Source organism: Exiguobacterium sp. MH3, from assembly GCF_000496635.1.
Taxonomy (GTDB): domain Bacteria; phylum Bacillota; class Bacilli; order Exiguobacteriales; family Exiguobacteriaceae; genus Exiguobacterium_A; species Exiguobacterium_A indicum.
Genome location: NC_022794.1, coordinates 1,121,855 through 1,143,334, shown reverse-complemented (window position 1 = coordinate 1,143,334; position 21,480 = coordinate 1,121,855). Strand labels below are relative to the sequence as shown.

The 21,480-nt window shown below is 48.0% G+C and carries 22 protein-coding genes; 10 read left to right on the top strand and 12 right to left on the bottom strand.

Going from position 1 to position 21,480, the window contains the following annotated elements:
- Window positions 1-176 precede the first annotated feature (176 nt).
- The gene (locus tag U719_RS05735) at window positions 177-641 is read right to left on the bottom strand and encodes a DUF3939 domain-containing protein (protein WP_023467798.1); all 465 of its coding nucleotides are present in this window, start codon (window positions 639-641) and stop codon (window positions 177-179) included.
- 57 nt (window positions 642-698) lie between these two features.
- Window positions 699-3,425, bottom strand: coding sequence for an aconitate hydratase AcnA (gene acnA / locus U719_RS05730; RefSeq protein ID WP_023467797.1), 2,727 nt, complete (start codon window positions 3,423-3,425; stop codon window positions 699-701).
- A gap of 257 nt (window positions 3,426-3,682) precedes the next feature.
- Here acnA and U719_RS05725 point away from each other — a divergent pair, with 257 nt between their 5' ends.
- Window positions 3,683-4,177 (top strand): hypothetical protein, encoded by a 495-nt coding sequence (locus U719_RS05725; protein ID WP_023467796.1) that lies wholly within the window; start codon window positions 3,683-3,685, stop codon window positions 4,175-4,177.
- 33 nt (window positions 4,178-4,210) lie between these two features.
- On the opposite strand, the gene U719_RS05720 is transcribed toward U719_RS05725, so the two are convergent.
- From U719_RS05720 to U719_RS05710, 3 genes are read right to left on the bottom strand one after another with little or no spacing between them, the layout of a single operon-like run.
- Complete coding sequence (locus U719_RS05720) at window positions 4,211-4,780, bottom strand: hypothetical protein (protein WP_023467795.1); 570 nt, start codon at window positions 4,778-4,780, stop codon at window positions 4,211-4,213.
- A gap of 33 nt (window positions 4,781-4,813) precedes the next feature.
- Entirely contained in the window at window positions 4,814-5,998 is a 1,185-nt protein-coding gene (locus U719_RS05715; protein WP_023467794.1) for an RNA-splicing ligase RtcB, read from the bottom strand.
- A 30-nt stretch (window positions 5,999-6,028) separates the two neighbouring features.
- Window positions 6,029-6,850, bottom strand: coding sequence for a LysR family transcriptional regulator (locus tag U719_RS05710; RefSeq protein WP_023467793.1), 822 nt, complete (start codon window positions 6,848-6,850; stop codon window positions 6,029-6,031).
- 107 nt (window positions 6,851-6,957) lie between these two features.
- Here U719_RS05710 and U719_RS05705 point away from each other — a divergent pair, with 107 nt between their 5' ends.
- Window positions 6,958-8,196 carry a purine/pyrimidine permease gene (locus U719_RS05705; protein WP_023467792.1) on the top strand — a complete coding sequence of 413 codons (1,239 nt, stop codon included), beginning with the start codon at window positions 6,958-6,960 and terminating at the stop codon, window positions 8,194-8,196.
- Between the two features lie 164 nt (window positions 8,197-8,360).
- On the opposite strand, the gene U719_RS05700 is transcribed toward U719_RS05705, so the two are convergent.
- The 3 genes from U719_RS05700 to U719_RS05690 all read right to left on the bottom strand — a co-directional run bounded on the left by U719_RS05700 (window position 8,361) and on the right by U719_RS05690 (window position 11,737).
- A complete protein-coding gene (locus U719_RS05700) occupies window positions 8,361-9,449 on the bottom strand; it encodes an MBL fold metallo-hydrolase (RefSeq protein ID WP_023467791.1) in 1,089 nt (362 codons plus the stop codon).
- A gap of 120 nt (window positions 9,450-9,569) precedes the next feature.
- The gene (locus tag U719_RS05695) at window positions 9,570-10,031 is read right to left on the bottom strand and encodes a general stress protein (RefSeq protein WP_023467790.1); all 462 of its coding nucleotides are present in this window, start codon (window positions 10,029-10,031) and stop codon (window positions 9,570-9,572) included.
- Window positions 10,032-10,156: 125 nt separating this feature from the next.
- Window positions 10,157-11,737, bottom strand: coding sequence for a peptide chain release factor 3 (locus U719_RS05690; RefSeq protein ID WP_023467789.1), 1,581 nt, complete (start codon window positions 11,735-11,737; stop codon window positions 10,157-10,159).
- A gap of 402 nt (window positions 11,738-12,139) precedes the next feature.
- Between U719_RS05690 and U719_RS05685 the strand changes: the two genes are divergently transcribed.
- Complete coding sequence (locus tag U719_RS05685; RefSeq protein WP_023467788.1) at window positions 12,140-13,384, top strand: MFS transporter; 1,245 nt, start codon at window positions 12,140-12,142, stop codon at window positions 13,382-13,384.
- 56 nt (window positions 13,385-13,440) lie between these two features.
- Here U719_RS05685 and U719_RS05680 read toward each other — a convergent pair whose 3' ends face one another.
- Window positions 13,441-14,238 carry a hypothetical protein gene (locus U719_RS05680; RefSeq protein WP_023467787.1) on the bottom strand — a complete coding sequence of 266 codons (798 nt, stop codon included), beginning with the start codon at window positions 14,236-14,238 and terminating at the stop codon, window positions 13,441-13,443.
- 146 nt (window positions 14,239-14,384) lie between these two features.
- Here U719_RS05680 and U719_RS05675 point away from each other — a divergent pair, with 146 nt between their 5' ends.
- The 3 genes from U719_RS05675 to U719_RS05665 all read left to right on the top strand — a co-directional run bounded on the left by U719_RS05675 (window position 14,385) and on the right by U719_RS05665 (window position 17,256).
- A complete protein-coding gene (locus tag U719_RS05675) occupies window positions 14,385-14,819 on the top strand; it encodes an Rrf2 family transcriptional regulator (protein ID WP_231681780.1) in 435 nt (144 codons plus the stop codon).
- A gap of 92 nt (window positions 14,820-14,911) precedes the next feature.
- Complete coding sequence (locus U719_RS05670; RefSeq protein WP_023467785.1) at window positions 14,912-15,925, top strand: hypothetical protein; 1,014 nt, start codon at window positions 14,912-14,914, stop codon at window positions 15,923-15,925.
- Window positions 15,926-15,951: 26 nt separating this feature from the next.
- Window positions 15,952-17,256 carry an LD-carboxypeptidase gene (locus U719_RS05665; protein WP_023467784.1) on the top strand — a complete coding sequence of 435 codons (1,305 nt, stop codon included), beginning with the start codon at window positions 15,952-15,954 and terminating at the stop codon, window positions 17,254-17,256.
- A 43-nt stretch (window positions 17,257-17,299) separates the two neighbouring features.
- Here U719_RS05665 and U719_RS05660 read toward each other — a convergent pair whose 3' ends face one another.
- A complete protein-coding gene (locus tag U719_RS05660) occupies window positions 17,300-17,623 on the bottom strand; it encodes a hypothetical protein (RefSeq protein WP_023467783.1) in 324 nt (107 codons plus the stop codon).
- A 91-nt stretch (window positions 17,624-17,714) separates the two neighbouring features.
- On the opposite strand from U719_RS05660, the gene U719_RS05655 reads away from it, so the two are divergent.
- A complete protein-coding gene (locus tag U719_RS05655; protein WP_023467782.1) occupies window positions 17,715-18,140 on the top strand; it encodes a DUF2621 family protein in 426 nt (141 codons plus the stop codon).
- A 42-nt stretch (window positions 18,141-18,182) separates the two neighbouring features.
- On the opposite strand, the gene U719_RS05650 is transcribed toward U719_RS05655, so the two are convergent.
- Together U719_RS05650 and U719_RS05645 are read right to left on the bottom strand one after the other, a co-directional pair.
- Window positions 18,183-18,662: a CcdC family protein gene (locus U719_RS05650; protein WP_023467781.1), complete on the bottom strand. Its 480-nt coding sequence runs from the start codon at window positions 18,660-18,662 to the stop codon at window positions 18,183-18,185.
- Between the two features lie 16 nt (window positions 18,663-18,678).
- Complete coding sequence (locus U719_RS05645; RefSeq protein ID WP_023467780.1) at window positions 18,679-19,377, bottom strand: cytochrome c biogenesis CcdA family protein; 699 nt, start codon at window positions 19,375-19,377, stop codon at window positions 18,679-18,681.
- A 220-nt stretch (window positions 19,378-19,597) separates the two neighbouring features.
- Between U719_RS05645 and U719_RS05640 the strand changes: the two genes are divergently transcribed.
- The 3 genes from U719_RS05640 to U719_RS05630 all read left to right on the top strand — a co-directional run bounded on the left by U719_RS05640 (window position 19,598) and on the right by U719_RS05630 (window position 21,474).
- Window positions 19,598-19,792, top strand: coding sequence for an aspartyl-phosphate phosphatase Spo0E family protein (locus U719_RS05640; RefSeq protein ID WP_023467779.1), 195 nt, complete (start codon window positions 19,598-19,600; stop codon window positions 19,790-19,792).
- Between the two features lie 205 nt (window positions 19,793-19,997).
- Window positions 19,998-20,285: a hypothetical protein gene (locus U719_RS05635; RefSeq protein WP_156357181.1), complete on the top strand. Its 288-nt coding sequence runs from the start codon at window positions 19,998-20,000 to the stop codon at window positions 20,283-20,285.
- Window positions 20,286-20,589: 304 nt separating this feature from the next.
- Window positions 20,590-21,474, top strand: a complete 885-nt coding sequence (locus U719_RS05630) for an SH3 domain-containing protein (protein ID WP_023467777.1) — start codon at window positions 20,590-20,592, stop codon at window positions 21,472-21,474.
- Window positions 21,475-21,480 lie beyond the last annotated feature (6 nt).

Below are 21,480 nucleotides of genomic sequence, written 5' to 3'. Positions count from 1 at the left end.
CCTAGCTCAAGTCTCTATTCCTTATCATCGTATCGGTTTTATAAGGAGAATACAAAGGGTTTGTCCGAGATTTCACGATTTCTGACTAAATTCGTCAGACTTTTGAACAAATCAGAAAATGGTCAGGACGACAAAAAAAGGCGAACCGAATGAATTCGGTCCACCCTTGATTACGTTTATGCTTCTTTCGGCGTCAGCGAGACGATCATCGACTCATCGACCAAGTAATAGCTATGATGCGGCATTTCACGCAAATAGCCATCTTGAAACAACATCGCGCAGTCGACTTGGAACGTTTTACTATACGGTTTCAAGGGGAGTTTCTTCACCCGGTCAAAATAGCGATCGACGGCAACCTGGACATGATCCATCTCATAGACGAGTTCCCGATCTTTTGCCTCCATGATGGTGAATGTCTCACGCGACATGTAAAACACTTGTGTCGAACGTGCTTTCAAATACGGCTCCAGCTGCTTTAAGTCAATGCGTTGCTCATTATCTAGAAGCACTGTCCGATTCGTCCCTTTCGGTAGTTCGGATTCAAAGGCATGCGTCGCTTGTTTGACTTCATCAAGCGTCACGTCACGCATCGGCAACGGCTGGTCTTCCTTCGGTTGAAACCACTTCTTGAATCGGTTCACCTTTTTCCTCCTCTCGTCAAAAAAAGGTGGGGTTTCCCCCACCTTTGATTAGACAACTTATGCTTGTTGGAGACGCTCACGAAGGACCATTGGAAGGATCCCGCCGTGACGGTAGTAATCGATATCGACTTCTGAGTCGAAACGAGCGATCGCTTCGAATTCAGTGACTTTTCCGTCTGCCGCTGTCGCTGTGACTTTAACGATGTCACGTGGACGAACAGACTCATCGATTGCGATGCTGATCGCTTCTTCACCTGTTAAACCAAGTGTTTCAGCTGTCGTGCCTGCCACGTATTGCAGTGGAAGAACACCCATCATGACGAGGTTTGAACGGTGAATCCGCTCGAAGCTTTCCGCGATGACGGCTTTGACGCCGAGCAAGTTCGTTCCTTTTGCTGCCCAGTCACGTGAAGAACCCATACCGTAATCTTTACCAGCGAGGATGACGAGACCTGTGCCATCTTCTTTGTACTTCATCGCAGCATCGTACATCGCCATCGTTTCGCCTGTTGGCCAGTACGTCGTGAAGCCACCTTCTGTACCTGGTGCGACTTGGTTACGGATGCGGATGTTCGCGAACGTTCCGCGCATCATGATTTCGTGGTTACCACGACGTGAACCGTATGAGTTGAAGTCTTTTGGTGCAACCCCTTTGTTGACGAGGTATTGACCGGCTGGTGTCGTTTTCGAGAATGAACCCGCTGGTGAGATGTGGTCCGTCGTAACCGAATCAGCAAACTTACCGAAGACACGGAGTCCGTTGAGGGCTTCGACTTGACCAGCTTCCTTCGCCAAGTTCTCGAAGAACGGTGGGTTTTGGATGTACGTCGACTCACCGTCGAAGTCGTACTGATCCCCTGTTGGCACGTCAAGATTGTTCCAACGTTCGTTTCCTGTGAAGACTGAATCGTATTCTGCACGGAAGCTTTCTGGTGTGACGACCGTGTTGATGATCGTTTGGATCTCATCACGTGACGGCCAGATGTCAGCGAAGAAGACTTCTTGTCCGTCTTTGCCTGTTCCGAGTGACGCGTTCATGATATCGACGTCGACTGTTCCTGCAAGTGCATACGCGACGACGAGTGGCGGTGAAGCCAAGTAGTTCGCTTTGACGAGCGGGTGGACACGACCTTCGAAGTTACGGTTACCGGAGAGGACAGACGAAACGAGTAAGTCTGAACCGAGGATTGCGTCTTCGACTGCGCGGTCGAGTGGACCAGAGTTCCCGATACATGTCGTACAGCCGTAACCGACCGTGTTGAAGCCGAGTTCGTCAAGGTACGTTTGGAGTCCTGATTTCTCGAGGTAATCCGTAACGACCTTCGATCCTGGCGCAAGTGATGTCTTGACGTATTTTGGAACCGAAAGACCGAGTTCGATCGCTTTTTTCGCGACGAGTCCAGCACCGATCATGACGTATGGGTTTGATGTGTTCGTACAGCTCGTGATCGCAGCGATTGCCACGTCACCCGTACGCATTTCAACTGCTTCGTCTTCGAACTGAACGACAGCGACTTTGTTCGCTTCTTCTTCCGCTAAGCCGAATCCAGCGTTTCCTTGTGGAGCCGTCAACGCTTTTTTGAATGATGTATGAACATCCGTCAAATCGATCCGGTCTTGTGGACGTTTTGGTCCAGCAAGGGCAGGAACGATTGTCGAAAGATCGAGTTCGACTGTTTTCGTGAATGTTGGATCTTCGTTTTGTGGCGTGTAGAACAAACCGTTTGCTTTCGAGTAGTTCTCGACTTTTTCGATCAATTCTTCATCGCGACCTGTCAGACGAAGGTACGTCAATGTTTCTGTGTCGACTGGGAAGAATCCACATGTTGCACCATATTCTGGCGCCATGTTCGCGATTGTTGCCCGGTCAGAAAGTGACATCAAGTGGAGTGATGGACCGAAGAACTCGACGAATTTACCAACGACGTTCTCTTGACGGAGCATTTCCGTTACACGAAGGGCAACGTCTGTTGCTGTCGTTCCTGGGTGCATCTCACCTGTAATGCGTACACCGATGACTTCTGGTACTGGGAAGAACGATGGCTGTCCGAGCATGCCCGCTTCCGCTTCGATCCCACCGACTCCCCAACCGAGGACGCCAAGACCGTTGATCATCGTCGTGTGTGAGTCCGTTCCGACGAGTGTATCCGGGTACACATCAACTGTACCGTCTGCTGTTTCCTTTTCAAGGACGACAGATGCCAAGTACTCGAGGTTAACTTGGTGGACGATCCCTGTTGCTGGTGGTACGGCACGGTAGTTATCGAATGCCGATGTCGCCCAGCGAAGTAATTTGTAACGCTCTTCGTTACGTTCGAATTCGAGATCCATGTTTTCTGCAAGTGCTCCAGCAAAACCGTAAGCATCGACTTGAACCGAGTGGTCAACGACGAGGTCGACTGGTACTTCTGGGTTGATGACCGATGGGTCTCCACCGAGATCTTGCATGGCTTTACGAAGTGACGCGAGGTCAACGACCGTTGGAACACCTGTGAAATCCTGAAGGATGACGCGTGACGGTTTGAACGGCACATCGACATCGTTCGAAACTTGAGCTGTTCCCCATTTCGCCAAGTTCTCGACGTGTTCACGTGTGATCGAACGACCATCTTGTTGACGAAGTACTGACTCGAGCAGGACACGAATCGAGTATGGAAGGCGTTTGACTTCCGTCAATCCGAGTTCTTCCAATTTTTCAAGACTATAGTACTGATAATTCTTACCGTTTGCTTCAAACGAACGGCGTGCGCCAAAGACATCTTGCGACACATCTGTTTGCTTCATGGTGATTCCCCCTTTAAGTGTTCACGACATCAAGCCCCTGATACCGCTTACTTGTACAGTTCTATCATAGTATAATATGGATTCCGTTACAATTTGAAAGAACAAAAGACTTTCGATAAGTTTTACTTATTGCCGATATTAGAAAATTATTCTGTTGTCCTGTTTTTTTCATATTTCCAGTCTCGCGTTTCCATTTAGAATGTTCAGGGTACTTAAAAAGTGTAGTACGATATCCGATTCTTGTGGAGGCGTTTATTATGGCGAAATACAAAAGCGATGCAACGCACGTTATTACGACAATCATTTTTAGTGATTTAGAAAAAGCAAAAACAGGCTTTGCGATGATTAAGGATCTCGAGGCAATAAAGGAAATCGAGATGGATCAGATGGTTCTCGCAAAACGTGACGAAGCAGAGGGCTTCTCTTTCATCGATGCCATCGACTTCACGCAACAGGACCAATCCTTCAAAGGCTCATTGATCGGCATGGCAATCGGTGTCGTTGGTGGTCCGTTCGGTATGCTCGTCGGCTCCGTTGCTGGTTACTTGATTGGTGCGAACCGGGATGAGAAGAACGAGCGGGAATCATTTGATTTGTTCAACCGGACGCTGAATCAGATCAATCCTGACCATTACGGTGTCATCTTGATCAGTGAGGTCAACGAAGATTCAGAAGCCGTCAATGCGATCGCCGCTGAACTTGGCGCGACGATTCGTCGGACTGGTGAGACATTACCGGATGGTACGGTCTAATCAAATCAGAGTTGTCACCTTTACGTTCTCGTTTTAAACGGGGACGTTTTTTAATTCCTGGATCACCTGTTTTGCTGCTTCCTGTGTCGTGTCAGGATCTACTTTGTTTAATGAATTTTGTTGTACGGATATGAGGATGTTTTTGTAGCTAATGATGAGGAGCTCGCCGTAACTACCGTTTGATTGATACTGAACCAGATCATTGCCTATGTATCGATTCGTATACGCAAAATGAATCGCTAACTGCGTATCTTGTTTTTGGTTTTCAAAATAAAGTGTCTCCTGGGTCGATGGCGTATCAATCGTTCCGTCAACCGTTAACCATCTTCTCTTCTCAAAACTCAAGGATTGGTCGACAGCCGTGAAATCTGCACCGATCGTACTATCCTTCAACTGAAACTGATCCATCTTCAAGTGTTCATTCATATGCTTGAACAGCTTTTCATACTGAACTGGATTTAAGATGGGGTGTTTCGTCTGATTCGTATGCGTAGTAGTTTTGACTTCTACTTTTTTCTGTTCCGTCGTGACCGCCTCATCCGTGCATCCAGCGATCAAAAACACACTTGAAAACAGAATCAACATAGTCCCCTTATAATTCATAGAATATCCTCCCCAATTGATAATAACCTTCCATCATTTCGCCTTAAAATTGTACAGCGGTTTAATGATCTCGACGACATCGACCGTTTCTTTCGTATTACGGATGATTTCGTCCATCGGCTTGTAGACGAACGGCGACTCGTCACGCGTCGATGCGACGACTGAACTTGACCAGACATCGGTCATCGTCTTTTCGAACGCATCCAGTTCAACTGTTTTGAATGCTTTTGACCGCGACATGATTCGTCCTGCTCCGTGTGGCGCGGAATAGTTCCAATCGGGATTTCCTTTTCCTACGACGATCAAGGAACCATCACGCATGTTCATCGGAATGATTGCCCGCTCGCCGGCTTTTGCAGAGATGGCACCTTTTCGTAGAATCATCGCGTCAAGATCGATGTAGTTGTGGATCGTATCGAATTGATCCGCTACCGTCCATCCCATCGCCTCGAAAATGACCTCGGTCATCGCCTGACGGTTCAATGCTGCGTATCGTTGAGCGATCTTAAGATCATGGAGATAACGCTCCATCGCTTCGCCGGAAACAGATGCTAAATCTTTGTTAAACGTAGACCGTTTTTCCTTCAATTGCTGTAAGGTCGTCTGTATATCCGACTCGCGCCCTTGTTGTTTTAATTCGGCGATGACTTGGTCAGCGTCAAATTGGAAGCGTGCAGTTTCTGCCTCTGCTTGATAATGTTCGGCAATCGTCTTCCCAAGATTGCGACTACCAGAATGAATGACGAGATAGCGCTGTCCTGCTGCATCCTGGTTCAGTTCGATGAAATGATTCCCTCCACCAAGCGTACCAATCGATAATCGTGCCCGTGTCTCATTAAACGGTGCAAGTACTTGATCAAACGGTACCTGTTCGGACAATGGATGAGCTTGCTGACGTACCGACATGCCACTTGGAACGAGACGCTGAATCGTCGCGTCAAGTTTCGCATAATCGATTGGTTCTTGTTCAGCAAGTCGTGTACATAACATGCCGCAACCGATATCGACACCAACGAGATTCGGTACGACCTCGTCCGTCACATGCATCGTCGTTCCGATGACAGATCCTTTTCCAGCATGGCAATCTGGCATGATCCGGACGCGACTGTCTGTCGCAAATTGTTCCTCTAACATAGCTGTGACTTGCTTAATCGTCAGGTCGTCGACGTTATCCGTGAAAATCTTTGCTTCTCCATACGTGCCTTGAATCGTTTTCATACGATCTATCCTTTCTTTCCTGTCAGTTGATCAATCTGCTGTTTCTTTCATGATTTCAATGAATTGTTTCGTCAGTGTCGTCGGTCCCGTCTCCGTCAACCAGACGAAGGCTGTCGTACTTGCTGCACCGGATAGGTATGTCTGGTGCAGTCCTGTCATATCCAGTTCCCGCAACGTACTCTCCGGCAATACAGTCACCGCCTGTCCACTGCGGACAAGTCCGATCAGCGTCAAAACATCGGAACACGTCTCTTGCGATACGACGCCGAGCCGTTGACTTAACGTCTGAAAGACACCGAGTCCTTCCTGACTCGGAATGATGAGATCCGCAGTCGGATGATCGGGGTGCCAGACTTGATGAAACGGTTCTTCTTCCATCCATTCAATCGAAATCCCTTGCGCATCAATCGGCAGACGGACGAACGCCGCATCAAGCGACCGCTCTTTCAACCGTTCGATGAGCGCACTCGATTCTCCTTGATGGACTTGTAAGATAATGCCAGGATGTCGTCGTTTCATCTGTTCAATCCATTCGACGAGCCGACTGGCTGATAAAGTGTTCACACCAATGCGCAAGATTCCCGTTCGTCCGGCTTCGATGTCGCTCACTTCCATCCGTGTCTCCTGCTCGAACTGCAGCAAAGAAACCGCTCGTTCATATAAGCGGTTGCCGCTCGGGGTAATCCGGATCCCGCGTCCTGCCCGCTCAATCAGACGAACGCCTAGCTCTTCTTCCATCCGCCGAATTTGCTGCGTCAAGGCAGGTTGCGCCATCCGTAAGCGCTCCGCTGCCCGCGTGACGGATTGTTCCTCGACGACCGCACAAAAATAGCGGTACTGGCGTAAATCCATATTCATCATCTCTTTCATATGTTTTCATGTATAAAGATATATGAATCATAACATCAATCATATGCTATGATGCAGGAATATCTGAAGTTTAAGAAAGGAGCTTTTTCATGAAACAAACGACTTCTACCTTCCAGTGGATCGTCTTTTTACTCGCGAACACGATTGCTTTACCAATCGTCGTCGCCAGTCTGTTCGACCTCTCATCAGTTGAGACTGCTTCCCTTGTCCAACGGTCGTTCTTTGTAGGCGGGATTGCCTGTTTCCTACACGGAGCCTTCGGCCACCGGCTTCCGATCGTATCGGGACCTGCCGGATCATGGGTCAGCATCTTCGTCGTCATCGCCGCACTACCGGTCGATTCAAAAACTGCCTTTACAATCGCGATGGCAGCCGTCGTCATTGCCGGCGTCGTCCTCATCATTCTCGGTTTGACAGGATGGACGAAGTACTTATTACCCGTCTTTACACCGCTCGTCAGCGGAACGTTTTTGCTCTTATTATGTATTCAATTGACAGGTGTTATGCTCGGTGCCGTTCTCGCCGTCGAGGCAACACGCCTCGCCGGAATCGTCACGTTCTTGCTCGTGCTCGGACTCAGCCAATTTGGACCGAGTCGCTTACGTCCGTTTGCCTTGATGATCGGAATCATCGTCGGTTGGCTCGTCAGCCGTCCGTCGCTTCCTGCATCATCTAGTTTGTTCGCACCACCGCAAGCGCTACCGTTCGGATGGCCACAGTTTGACGGCAGTGCATTCCTTGTCGCGATTCCGTTCGCGATCTTGCTCGTCGTCAATTTAATTGCCGCTTTAAGCGCCGTCGAAGCGACGCTTCAAAAACAAGGACGTCTGCACCAAGGATTATCCATCGAAGGTGTCATTCATTTACTCGCTGCTACATTCTCGACGCTTGTCCCGGTGCCATTACCCATCACGAGCGGATTCATCGCGCAAACGGGAAGCCGGAAACGTCGCCCGTTCTTGATTGCCTCGCTCGTCATCGCACTGATCGGTTTCTTCCCAAGCTTGATCGGGATCATCGCGACATTACCGCGTAGCGTTGCGAGTGCCGCGTTGCTTGCGACATTGCCGCACATGTTCCTGATTGCCTGGCAGTCTGCGGAAAGTAACATGGAGAACAGTCGCCGCCGCCATGCGTTTGCGATCAGTGCCGTCATCGGCATCAGTATCTTGTTGCAATCGACCGTCATCGCGGAAGTCCTGCCTTTGACGCTTCGTCCGTTCCTCAGTAACGGATTACTCGTCGGAACGATGCTTGTGCTCGGTTTCGAAATCATCGAAAAAGTTCGTTCTCGTCGCGCGAAACAAGCGGATCAATTGGCGAGCTAAATGGTATTGTACGACCGGACGATGGCATCATCCTCGCTTTCCTGTAAGGGTCGAGGATGAACATTTCGTCTGTTTATTCACCTAAAAAAGTAGCCTTTTCGATGTGATTCGATAAGGCTACTTTTTTCTCATTTCATTCAATTAAAATCAAAAAGTTATTTTACTCAACGCACTTCCCGCCACCATTTTCGTGTCGTGCTCTCGGGTGTCACACTCTCCCCGATCATTGGTGTCAGAACCGGAATCTCATCGCGTTTCGCTTCCTTGAGCAACCGTTCGACCGGTTCGAACCAGGCATGAAAAGCGAGGATGAAGGCAGACCAGTGAATCGGCATCAGGACGCGACCTTTGACATCTCGATGAGCTTGAACTGTTTGTTCCGGTAACATATGCGAATTGGACCACCGGACATCGTACTGTCCACATTCCATCATCGTCAAATCAAACGGACCATATTGTTCGCCGATTGCTTTGAAGTGTGGACCATATCCACTATCGCCACTAAAGAAGACCTTTTGCGAGCCTTCGATGACCCATGACGCCCATAGCGTTGAAAATTGATCAAGACCATTTCGTCCTGAATAATGGCGCGAAGGAGCCGCTGTCAGTTTGATGCCACCGACTTGTGTCGATTCATGCCAGTCGAGTTCCGTGATTCGCTCAGCCGAGACGCCCCATCCACGGAGACGACTTCCGACACCGAGCGGCACGATGAAGCGACCGACTCGATTTTTCAAGGCGAGGACGGATGGATAATCGAGATGATCATAATGATCATGCGAATAGACGACGACATCAATCAACGGTAGACGTTCGAGATCAACCTTCTGCGTCGTTTGAAAACGTCCTCCGCCCAGTTTCGGGAACGGTGATGGTGCGCGCCCGAGCATCGGGTCAAAGAAAATCGTTTGCCCATCGAGTTCGAGTAAAAATGCCGAATGTCCGAACCATGTGACACGTGGTGTTTCACTATCGTCTTGACGTCGCTGATACGGAAGCGTCGGTAACGCTTTGACAGGACGCAGATTCGGAATGTTTCTTCCGTAATCCTTTAAGATACTTTTCATCGAGTCCCATTCCATCTTCAACTGGAAATCCATCTCATTTTTGAACTTCCCGTCGACAAAACGATCTGATCGTTCGAAACTCAGCCGCTCTGCACGGCTTGGTCGTTTCCCGAAAACTGGGTACCGGTTAATGAACCAAGCACTGGCAAGACCAATTCCTGCTAAAGCTGTCACTATTTTTTTCATGTCTTATCACCTCTTCGATGCTCTCAGTATAGCACCTCGATTCCTCACACATCTCGCCCTACGCCTCCAGATATGAAAAAAAGTGAAGTCCACCGCAAGCGGCGCCTTCACTTTTAGGTATTAGTCGAGATCGTCCGCTTTCCACTTCGCCCGGTCGCTCTTCTCACCGTCCCCGCGGTGATTGGATTCATAGGCATTGTTCCCCGGATTTTCGACCTTGTTATCATCGTGTCGATGGTCATGATCATGGTCATGGTGATGATGGTGCTCATGGTCGTGGTCATGATCGAGATCTCGATCCTTGACGAACAATGCAAGACCGCCACGCTCGACTTCTGCGTAATGCCGTTCTGCCTCATCGTCCGAATGTCCGACACGTTTTAATGTCTCGCGGAGCGGTGGTTCTTTAGAAAATTTTGATTTGACCTGATCAATCCAACTTGCACCCGATGCTTCGTCTGCCGCGTCATCTCGACCGACGACAGAAAAATCCGAATCATGATGCCCCTGTTGTTTCAATTCCTCGATTTTTCGTTCCAGACTCGATTGATCCTGATAGATTCCAACAAACCGTTTCGCCATCACATGACACCTTCCTTTTTCATATGAATTCAAACTCGCTCTGTTTTTACCCTTGTTCGCTTGCCATCAAACGAGATTTCAGGAACGAAAAAACGGACCACTTCGAAAAGTAGTCCGTCAAAAACTTAGAGTTGTTGCGGTGAATCGACCAATGTGATCGTTCCTTCGTTCTTCTGAACGAATCGCTCGTAAACGAAATCATTCGCAAATAATAGAACAGCATTTTCCCAACGGTCGTAGACGAGAACCGTCCGTGAATCCGTCAATTGTTTGACGGCAGTGACTTCAGCTGGCTTGATCCATTTCGCGACTTGGAAGTTCGCGGCATCCTTCAAGATGTCAACGCCATACTCGCCTTTGAGCCGGTGCTCGAAGACTTCGAATTGGAGTTGTCCGATTGCTCCGAGGATGATTTCGTTGTATTCCGTCTTGTAGACCTGGATCGCACCTTCTTGCGCGAGCTGTTCGACACCTTTTTGGAACTGTTTCGACTTCAAGGCGTTTTTCGTGTAGACCTTCAAGAAGAGTTCTGGTGCGAACGTTGGTAGTGCTTCATATTGCAATGATGGATCACCGTTCGTGATCGTATCACCGATTTGATAGTTGCCTGAATCGTACAACCCGATGACGTCTCCTGCGAACGCTTCATTGACCGTTTCCCGCTCATCCGCCATGAATTGTGTCGATTGAGATAACTTCATCTTCTTGCCTGTCCGTGTCAGGACGACGTCCATTCCACGATCAAATTTACCCGTACAAATACGGACAAACGCGATCCGGTCACGGTGGTTCGGGTTCATGTTCGCTTGAATCTTGAAGACGAAACCGCTGAAGAAGTCTTGTGCCGGCTCGACTTTCCCTTTGTTCGACTCGCGTGGTGTCGGTGAAGGAGACAAGTTCAAGTAATGTTCAAGAAGTGGTGTGACACCAAAATCGACGAGTGCTGATCCGAAGAAGACTGGAGTCAGTTCACCTTTTGCGATCAATTCTTCATCATATTCGTTACCTGCGCCGTCGAGTAAGTCGACTTCATCCATCAACGTCTCATACATTTCCGAGTTGATCGTCGTCGCGAGTTCTTCGTTCGCGAGACCTTCCTCACCGAGTTCGATCGACTTACGATCGTTCTTGAAACAATGGAATTGTCCTTTGACACGGTCATAGACCCCTTCGAACTGTTGACCCGAACCAGCTGGCCACGTCACAGCAACCGACGGGATGCCGAGGACTTCTTCGAGTTCTTCCATCAATTCGAGCGGGTCACGCGCTTGACGGTCCATCTTGTTGATGAACGTAAAGATTGGAATTCCGCGCATCCGACAGACTTGGAACAGTTTCTTCGTTTGCGACTCGATTCCTTTCGCCGCATCGATGACCATGATCGCTGAGTCAACCGCTGTGAGGATCCGGTACGTATCTTCACCGAAGTCCGAGTGACCCGGTGTATCCATGATCGAGACGATCTTTTTGTTGTATTCGAATTGCATGACCGAAGACGTAACGGAGATTCCGCGTTGTTTTTCGATTTCCATCCAGTCCGATTTCGCAAATTTCGAGTTTTTCCGTGCCTTGACAGAACCTGCCTCACGGATTGCGCCTCCATGCAGGAGGAATTTTTCAGTTAATGTCGTCTTACCCGCATCCGGGTGGGAAATGATGCCGAAAATCCGACGCTTTTCGACTTCCGTTTGTAGAATGTTTGTCATGTATGGTAGTTCCTTTCACCGATATATTCAAAAGTCCGATCAATCTTTTTCGCAACTAGTCTATCATACCGAATTTTCAAGGTCTCGTCCATTTCACTTCATTGACTTAATTTTCAGATTAAATGTTGACAATTCATCACGATCTTCTTTACGATGACTAGGAAGTTCACTATTACAGAAGGAGGAGACGTACAATGGTATTCCATCAAGCCCGGACATCTGTCCACACTGTCTTTGTATCGGCTACAACTGTACGTCACCCAATCGTTTAATTTTTAATTAAGCAGGGTGTGCGTATGCGTATACGTACATGCTGCCCTCTTATATTAGGACGGGTATGCCCATATTTGTGCGTATCCGTCTTTTCTATTGTCTAAAAACGGAATATAAGGGGTTTTTACTATGTTTAACGCACTCAAACAGCTTGATCGCAACATCTGGATCCGGTTCGTCGGGGAAACGATCACGGGGATCATGATGTTCATGATTGCACCATTTTTAGTTCTTTATTATGCGGATCGACTCGATTCCTACTTCTTGGTCGGTGTCATCATGGCGACCGGACCGATCATGTCGCTCGTCGGCGCCGTTCTCGGTGGTCACTTCGCCGATAAATTCGGTCGAAAACCACTGATGGTCCTCTCGATCATCGGTGACGTCATTGCTTTAATCGGTTTTTCGTTCGCTGATTCATTCGGACCGCTTCTCGCGTTGAACGCGCTACTCGGTTTATCCAGTTCACTGTTCCATCCAGCAGCAAGCGCGATGGTCGCTGACGTCACACCACCAGAACGCCTGAACGAATCGTTCGGTCTGCTCCGGATGGGGCATAACGTCGGGGCCGCATTCGGTCCACTTCTCGGAAGTGCCGTCCTGTTCGTTGACCGTTCACTCATCTTCTACTCTGCCGCTTTCGTCTTTTTCCTGTACGGACTCGTTCTCTACTTCTTCATCGAAGAGACGAAACCGGAGTATATCGAAAAGACGGACGAAGTCAAAGTATCACCGCTCACTGTATTGCGGAAGGATCATGTCTTTTTAATCTTCATCGGGGCGGGTGTCTTCATCTCGATGGGATTTGCCCTCGTCGAGAGTATGTTACCGGTCTTCTTGAAGGAAGCACTACCGGGATTACCAACGAAACAAAATCCGTTCCCTTATCTGATGGCTCTGAACGGAATCATGGTCGTCTTGTTCCAGTTCCCGATTGCTGCTCGCTTGTCCGGCAAAGCATTCGGAAAAGTCATGTTGCTCGGGGCATCGATTTTCGGCATCGGTATGATTTTCCTCGCGTTCGTGCCGTCCTACCTGTTCTCACTCGGAACGAGTTATGTCGTGCTCGTAACGGTATTGCTTGCGATTTATGCGTTCTATACGCTTGGTGAGATGATCATGTCACCTGTCCAGATGACGTTCATCGCTTTGATCGCCCCAGAACACCTCCGCGGAACGTATAACGGTGCTGCGAGTCTCCAGTGGTTGATTGGCGGCGTCACCGCACCGCTTCTCGGATCGTTATTCCTTGATACCGGAAAAGGTGACTTTGCGCTCGGATTCGTCGGACTGCTCTGCTGTGTATCAGGTGGGGTCTATCTCGCACTAGACCGATCGATTCAACGCGCGAAACGCTTAACGAAATCAGCTTAAAAAAGCGATGTGTCATGCTCCGACTTTTGTCAGAGCGTTACACATCGCTTTTCTCGTTAAGAGGGTAATTGATTTGCCGCTACGAACGGACCGAACAGGACCGGTAGCGGATCAAGTCGTTGCTGGATTTCTTCAATGAAATTCGTCGATCCACTGACGAAGACAATCGGATCATTCGCCGTGATCATCGTCAAGAATTCGTGCATCTGTTGTTCCCATCCTTCTTGACGAATGTGATGAACGACCATCCCTTTCGTCGTCAAGGATACGACATTCGCTAACATTCGTTCTGCCAGTTCCTCAGCTGAGACATGTAACAATGTCGTTTTTCGACCACTCAAGAGCGCGTGCCTGGCTTCATCGATGACGGCTCCGAGATGATGTTCTTCTGCGATCAACAAAATATCTTGTTGACGCCAATTTTCAGCATGACGGTATTTACAAAAATGGCGGCACGTATCGACGAGTTGATGGTGAACAATTGCCCATGCTTGAAGTAAAGGTGCATCTTCTTTAAGGTCATATTCGATTTGAATAGCTTGAAGAATTTCACGACTGATGATGTCCGGGTACGTCAGCAGAAACGATTTCGTCTGATCGATTTCATTCAGCAAAATCAATTTAAACAGTTCACTCGATTCGTGCTGGTTGGTAATCTGGTTCAGTAATTGACTCAGGCGTAAAATCCGTAATGCGCGAGTTCCGTCCTGAGCTCCTGCTTCTCGAAGCGCGCGCAATTCTTCTTCGTACGTCGCCTCGAGCGAGTCATAGAAGCGCGTCGCGATCCGCAATCCCTTTTGCTCCATCGATGGACCGAGCTGTTGCAAAAGGTGTAATGCCTGATCGAAATGCATAATTTAACCTACCTTTCACCGTCCATTATGCGTGAATCCACTCTCAAAAACAATCTCTAAAATGCATCTTATTTTTTGCACATTAAAAGTTGTAAATGCTTGCGTCCCCCCCTAGTATGTGTGTTAAGTAGGTGATGAAAATGCGCATGACACGTTATACGGATTACGCGATTCGGTCCCTGCTGTTCGCAGCAGCTCATCCCGATCGTTTAGTCCGAATCCAGGAAGTAGCGGATTGTTACGACATTTCTAAGAATCATTTGATGAAAGTAGTCTATCGTTTAGGACAGAGTGGTCTGATTGAATCTGTCCGTGGTCGTGGAGGTGGTTTTCGATTAGCGAGCCCTCCGGATGCAATTCATATCGGTGACGTCGTACAACTGTTTGAACCAACCGTTCATTTTCTCGATCCGCAAGAAGGCATTCACGAGATTCCTTCGCTCAATCCAGCACGTGATGCTTTCGATGATGCCATTGCGGCGTTCCATCAAGTACTCAATGGTTACACAGTACATGATTTGCTACATCCGACAGCTGAAACTCATCCACAAATACTTGAAATGATTCCGAACCGCGATTGAGCGGGTTCGGAATCTTTTTTTATTCCGTCCTCGCTCAATTGCGATTTCTCAAAACGCTCGTGGTATACTTATATAAGAAAGGAGGGGTACAGATGAACCCTCAAGAAGAACTCCATCTCTTATATCTTCGTTTAAAGGAAGAAGAACCCTCCGTTGCACGCGGTGAGGCCTTATGGGCCATCTTTGAGGAAACAGCTGATGATTCACTCCGCTTCCTCTCCTTATGGACATTTTCACAAAATCAATTTGATTTAGGACACTTCCGATCGTTTCTTGTGTCCTTCACGCTCTTGATGGAATGGATCCGAAAAGATGAGATGACACTGACTCCAAAACAAGAACTTGATTTGTACTGGAACTACAAGTCCTACTTGATCTATATGGCAGAACAAGAAGACGTGACGGTCTCGCTTCTCGAAGAAGATCTCGATCGCTTCATCGATTTCTGTGACGCGCATGGCTTTATTCGGACGCGCGACTATATCAGCTTCATGGTCTATAGCAAACTCGGTGACGAGGAACAAGCCGATCATTATCTATCGGAATGGGTTGACGCGCCAAGTGACGAACTTAGTGATTGCCCATCCTGCGAAGCATTTAGCCGGATGACGTATGCGATCGAACGTGGCTTCGAAGATCGTGCCTTGTTACTTTATGCAGCACTTCGGCATGAACGGGGTTGTTCACGGATGCCGGATCAGGCACATCCATACATCCTACCGTTGTTCCTTAGTCGCAAAAAAGAACGCTTCGATTGGAGTGAACGCTTGATCGAAGAAGTCAAACGGGGTGAAACCCTCTTTACAGGTGGCGACGAGCCGTACCACCTATATGCGAAGATGTATTACGATACGAACTATACCTGGTCGATGGAAGAGAAAAAACAATTGATTCCATTCTTGACTGATCGTGGGTATCTTCAGTTCTTACTCGCTCACTATGCGTTCGCCCATCGTCAATCTCTTGGTGAGGAAGCGTCGTATCTCGCAGCGCTTCGGACGAATCTCTATGAGATCGCACAATCTCTCGATCGCCGGATCGAAGGTGTCTTCTACTTGAACCTCGTCGAACGTGAACTGAAACGGATCACTCAGTTCGTTGCCTGAATCTAATTCGTAAAGGAAGTGTCTTCATGTTAGATCATGTCCAGCTCGCTATGCCGAAAAACGAAGAAGATCGCGCCCGTGCATTTTATGCCGGGCTTTTACATATGAAGGAAGTCGAAAAACCGACTGGTGTTCAAGCCAGTGGTGGTGTCTGGTTCGAAGAACATGGTGCAGCACTTCATCTCGGCATCGAGGATCCCTTCTCCCCTGCTAAAAAAGCGCATCCTGGATTAACCGTCGCTGCGTTCGAAGCGTTGAGCGATTCTCTTCAAGCTGCCGGTTATCCGGTTGAGCATGACACACGCCTTGCGCCACGTCGTCGTTTCTTCACAATCGATCCATTCGGTAACCGTTTAGAGATCATCGCTGCCCACCTGCCGACGTTAACGCCAAAGAAGTTGACGGATGGTTCTCATGTCCGCTTAATCGCACCCGCTTCTAGCCTCTCAACGGTCGAGATGAAGATCATCGATGGTGCGATCCAAACGCTCGAATCGCTTGGATTACGTGTCTCGATCAGTCAACATGCGCGTGCCGTCAATCCGTTCGGTTCCAGTGATCCTGAATTACGCGTCGCAGACCTCCATGCCGCGTTCGCTGATCCGAACGTTGATGCGATCCTGTGCGTTCGCGGTGGGTTCAGCACGAATGAACTTGTCGACTTACTCGACTACGAATTGATTCGGACACATCCGAAAATCCTGTGTGGCTTCTCCGATATCACAGCACTCAGTCACGCCATTCTAACGAACACTGGATTAATCACTTACTCCGGACCGATGTTACGGGCTTTCCGTGATCGCGATGCTTATACGATCGATTACTTCAAGCAAGTGTTGTTCGGAACAGAACCCGTTACGATCAAGCCTTCAGTCCATTGGCGTGATACCGATCGTGGACATATCATTACGTTACCAAACAAAGGACCGATTCTTTTATCCAATGGGCAAGCAAGCGGTCGACTGCTCGGTGGGAATCTTTGTACGTTAAATCTCCTGCAAGGCACACCGCACTTCCCTGATTTACGGGATACGATTTTATTCCTTGAAGATGATTACGAAGTCCATCCAGCGACGTTCGCCCGTGATTTCGCCTCTTTGATGGCACAACCAGGTGCGGAAACGATTCGTGGGATCGTCTTTGGACGCTTCCAACTCACAACGAAGATGACGGAAGAGCATCTGCGATATCTGATCTCACTCTATCCATTCCTAGAGCACGTACCGGTTCTTGCGAATGTCGACTTCGGACATACGAGTCCTTTGTTCACGTTCCCGATTGGTGGTCAGGTGGAACTGCATGACGAGGTCATCCGACTTCATATTTCTTGAATATCAAAAGAAGGAGACGCGGCAATCCGCATCTCCTTCTTTTTTAATAGTCGAGCAATCTCGAAGCGTCGATTTGACGTTTCGACCCATCCGCGAACATCTCAAGTGTCGCAAAAATCTGGTCATTTGCCCATTCATAGTGAAGTAACGTGAAGTCTTCGAGTGTCGAAACCGTCTTGAACGTTTTCCCGACCGTAAACGCACGCTTCCGGCTCGCATCTTCTGCCGGAACGGTGACGAAGATCACCGTGATCTCTTCACCCTTCGTATCATAATAGAATTCAACGATCCGACCGTCCGCTGTTTCAGGTAAAACACCTTTACGGGGCTGTCCGGTCTCGTCCAATTGTACGTATGGTTGCAGCATTCTTTCGCCTCACTTTCTCCGTCATTCATCATAGCACGTCCACCTGATTTATGCTAATCTATATTTGATGTGAAAGGGGGATGAGTCGCGCATGGAATGGTTCATGAACGGGATTCTGCTCTGGGGCTTTATCATGATCACACTCATGGCAATTGGCGGGTTTTTCATGTTCCGGAAGTTCCTCAAGAAGTTACCGAAAGAAGACGGTAAATCGATGATGGACTGGGAAGATGAGTACATCGACCAAACACGACATCTTTGGACGGATGAGACGATGGAATTGTTGAACGCTCTCGTCATGCCGGTTCCATCGGCATTTCGTGATGTCGCACGCCGCAAGATTGCCGGGCGGATCGGACAGTTCGCACTTGAAGAACGGGCGACAGAGATGACATCCGAACTGGTCGTCAAAGGATATATTTCTGCGACACCGAAACGCGATCATAAATTCTTGAAAAAAGCACTAACGGAGCACGCCATCGACTGGCGAGACTACGCATTATACTTCCAAAATTGAAGGATGCACGAAAAACCGCCGAAGTCGCCTTCAGCGGTTTTTTTAGTGAGGTAAGTGCGCAACCGGCACGATGCCCGACTTGACTCGTTTGTATTTCATATACATCGCGAAGCGCCACGGTGCAATCATTCCGAAGGCAACGAGATAAAAAATCCCACCCGTTTCGAAGATATCGATCTGTCCGCCGATGAAAAATTTCGCAACCGTCCGAACGAGTAAGATGCCGAATAAGACGATGAAAAATGCTTTCGAACGTTGCAAATAAATTTGCCCTTCCGCTTCATAAAAATTGGATGTCTTGATCAAAAAGATACTGAAGATGGCTCCAACGAGCAATGCTTCTGCTACCTCCGTCCATGTCAGACGGGATGCTGGGTATAAAAACTGTAGCATCCCCGTCGACATCGCAAAGGGCGGGATCAAGATTTTTTTAGCATTCGTCGGTTTTGCTGATGCCTTCACACGAATGAAGCTGATCAGCAATCCCATGACGAGCGCTACCCCAGTTGATATCCAAATCATCCGATCACTTCCTTGATTAAAATCCAGTGAATCCGACGATGTCACTCATCCATGCTGCGAATTTACTCAAGCCATCAAAATACAGCATGACTCCGAACACCATCATCAAGGCTCCCCCGAATTTCGTTAATTTCAGACTATACTGCACGAACAAGCGCGAACGACCGACGAAGAACGCCATCAATAAGAACGGAATCGAGAAGCCAAGGACATACGCGAGCATGTAGAACATGCCTTGACTCGGATTGGTCGCAGCTAATCCGATGACTCCTGCGAGAATCGGACCTGTACACGGTGTCCAACCGGCTGCAAAACCGATTCCGACGAGTACCGTCCCGACGTATCCTCCTTTTCGTTCCCCGAGATTCAGTTTCTTTTCACGCATCAAGAATGTTGGTTGCCATAATCCGACGAGAACAATCCCAAATACGAAGATGACGAGTGCCCCAACCATCCGTAACGTATCTCGATATGTGATAAAGACATCTGCGAACAACGATGTAGATAAACCGAGTACAACGAATACCATCGCAAAACCAACGAGGAACGCTAACGTATGAAACAAGGATCGCTTTTCTCGTACGCCCCGTTCTTTTAAATCCGTTACCGACACGCCTGTGATGTATGAGAGAAACACAGGATACAGTGGTAGCGTACATGGAGAGACGAAAGATAATAATCCTGCTCCAAACGCTAACCATAATGAGAGCTCCATATGAGCATCCCCTTTCTTTACTACTATAGAAGAAGTTCCTCCTCTATTTTGCCAAACTCCTCTGCATTTAGCACCTATTATCTCACAGAAAGTTGCAAAAGATTCGTGTCCGCCAAAATTACAAAAAAATTACATTTCATCGATTTTACTGAAATCTCATTGCACCTCGTAAATGGACTTGCTAGAATATGGATACGACACCAATGTAAGGGAGACTGCTATGACGACACAACAACTATTGACGTTAGCCATCGAAGCCAAACGTAGCGAACTATATCATCAAGCTGACCAGTCCAGCTTCACCTCCCCGCGTGTTCTACAACTTAGCCATGAACTTGATGTCCTGCTTTTAGAATATTCACGGACAGTCCAAAACTACACCATTCACGGTTCGAACGAACCGCTCTTATCTTAATGCGCGATTTGGTCAGCATTCGAGTGCGAATGCTGACTTTTTTATGGCTTCTTATTTCTGATGGGGTGCTTGACGTCCGCTCTTACATTCATTTCTAGCTCTCGTCCCCTTTATATACCTGACGATCTCCCTCAATTATACGTACATGAAGTCGAAGCGGTTGAAATACGTCTCATTGAAGCGAGGACAATTCACGATACCTTACTTGTCTACGATCGATGGTGCCGATCAGTGGGAGTTCATAATTTATCTACAGCGTTATATGGAAGAAGGAGATGTCCTCGAGCTGCTCTATATCGAAAATCAAAATGACAGCATGCATGACCATCTACCGTCCACTCCGCTACTAGAACCAATCGAAATCAATATTCGCCAGCGAACGTACCAAACGATTCACGGCACGTTTCAACTTTCCGCTAACGATTGGATGCAGGAATTGTATCATCGTTCTTACCTGACAGCGTTCGGCGTGACGACGATCGTCAAGTATTGATCTACGTATCATCCGTTTCACTTTTTCATCATCAGACGATAGAAGGATTCAACACTTTCTATCTTTAAGGCTTTTTTCTGTTGAATTGTGCGAATTTTTTATATTCAGTAAGCCAAAATACCTATAAACGTCCGTTTTTCATAATCAGTATGTCCTATCGATGACAAAAACCGTCCTTTTGCAATCTTGTTGTCACAAAAGCTCGGTTTGTAACTCGAATGACATTGACCTGTAAACGCACAGGTCAGATTTGCCGTGTAAAGTAGGAACAGTAAACACAGCATATGTCAGGAGGACATCAATAATGAAAAAAGCAGTTTTCGCTGCCGGTCTTGCAGCAACAGCTCTATCAGTAGGATTTGCCCAAGAGACAGAGGCTGCCTCAGAAACGGTAACAGTAAATACACCAGTACTCAACGTACGCACAGCACCTACAACTGCATCAGCAGACGTAGGCAATGTATATAAAGGTCAAACATTAAATGTCGAAGGACGTTCTGGCGCATGGATCAAAACAACAGTTAACGGTCAAAAACGTTATGTCCATGGTGCGTATACGTCTGCAGCAGGCTCATTCGACTTTAAAAAAGCGACAGTTACTACGGCAGTACTAAACGTCCGCACACAACCAACGACAAGCTCGAAAGATGTCGGTAACCTCTACAAAGGCGAAAAAGTCAACGTAGAAGGTAAAGTTGGTGCATGGATCAAAACAACAATCGATGGTAAAACGCGCTACGTACACAGCGACTATACTTCACTCGCTGGCGTATCGAAAGCACCAGCAGCAAAAGCACAACCTGCTGCGAAGCCAGCACCAAAAGCAGCAGCTAAACCAGCTACTGCAACAAAACAATCAACACCTGCAAAATCAGGTACGAAAGTGACGATGAACGTCAGTGCTTACACGAACGACCCATCTAACAACGGTAGCCAACTCTACAACGGTCGTGCGTTGACAGCAAGCGGTTATGACGTTACAAATACGATCACGTACAATGGTATGCGTATCGTAGCAGCTTCTTCACAATACCCAATCGGTACACGTATGCACATCGAAGGCATTGGTGAAGCAATCGTACTCGACCGTGGTGGCGCAATCCAAGGTAACAAACTTGACCTTCTCGTTGGTTCACAACAAGAAGCACTCAACTGGGGACGCCAAAACGTTACAGTTACAGTCTACTAATCAAAA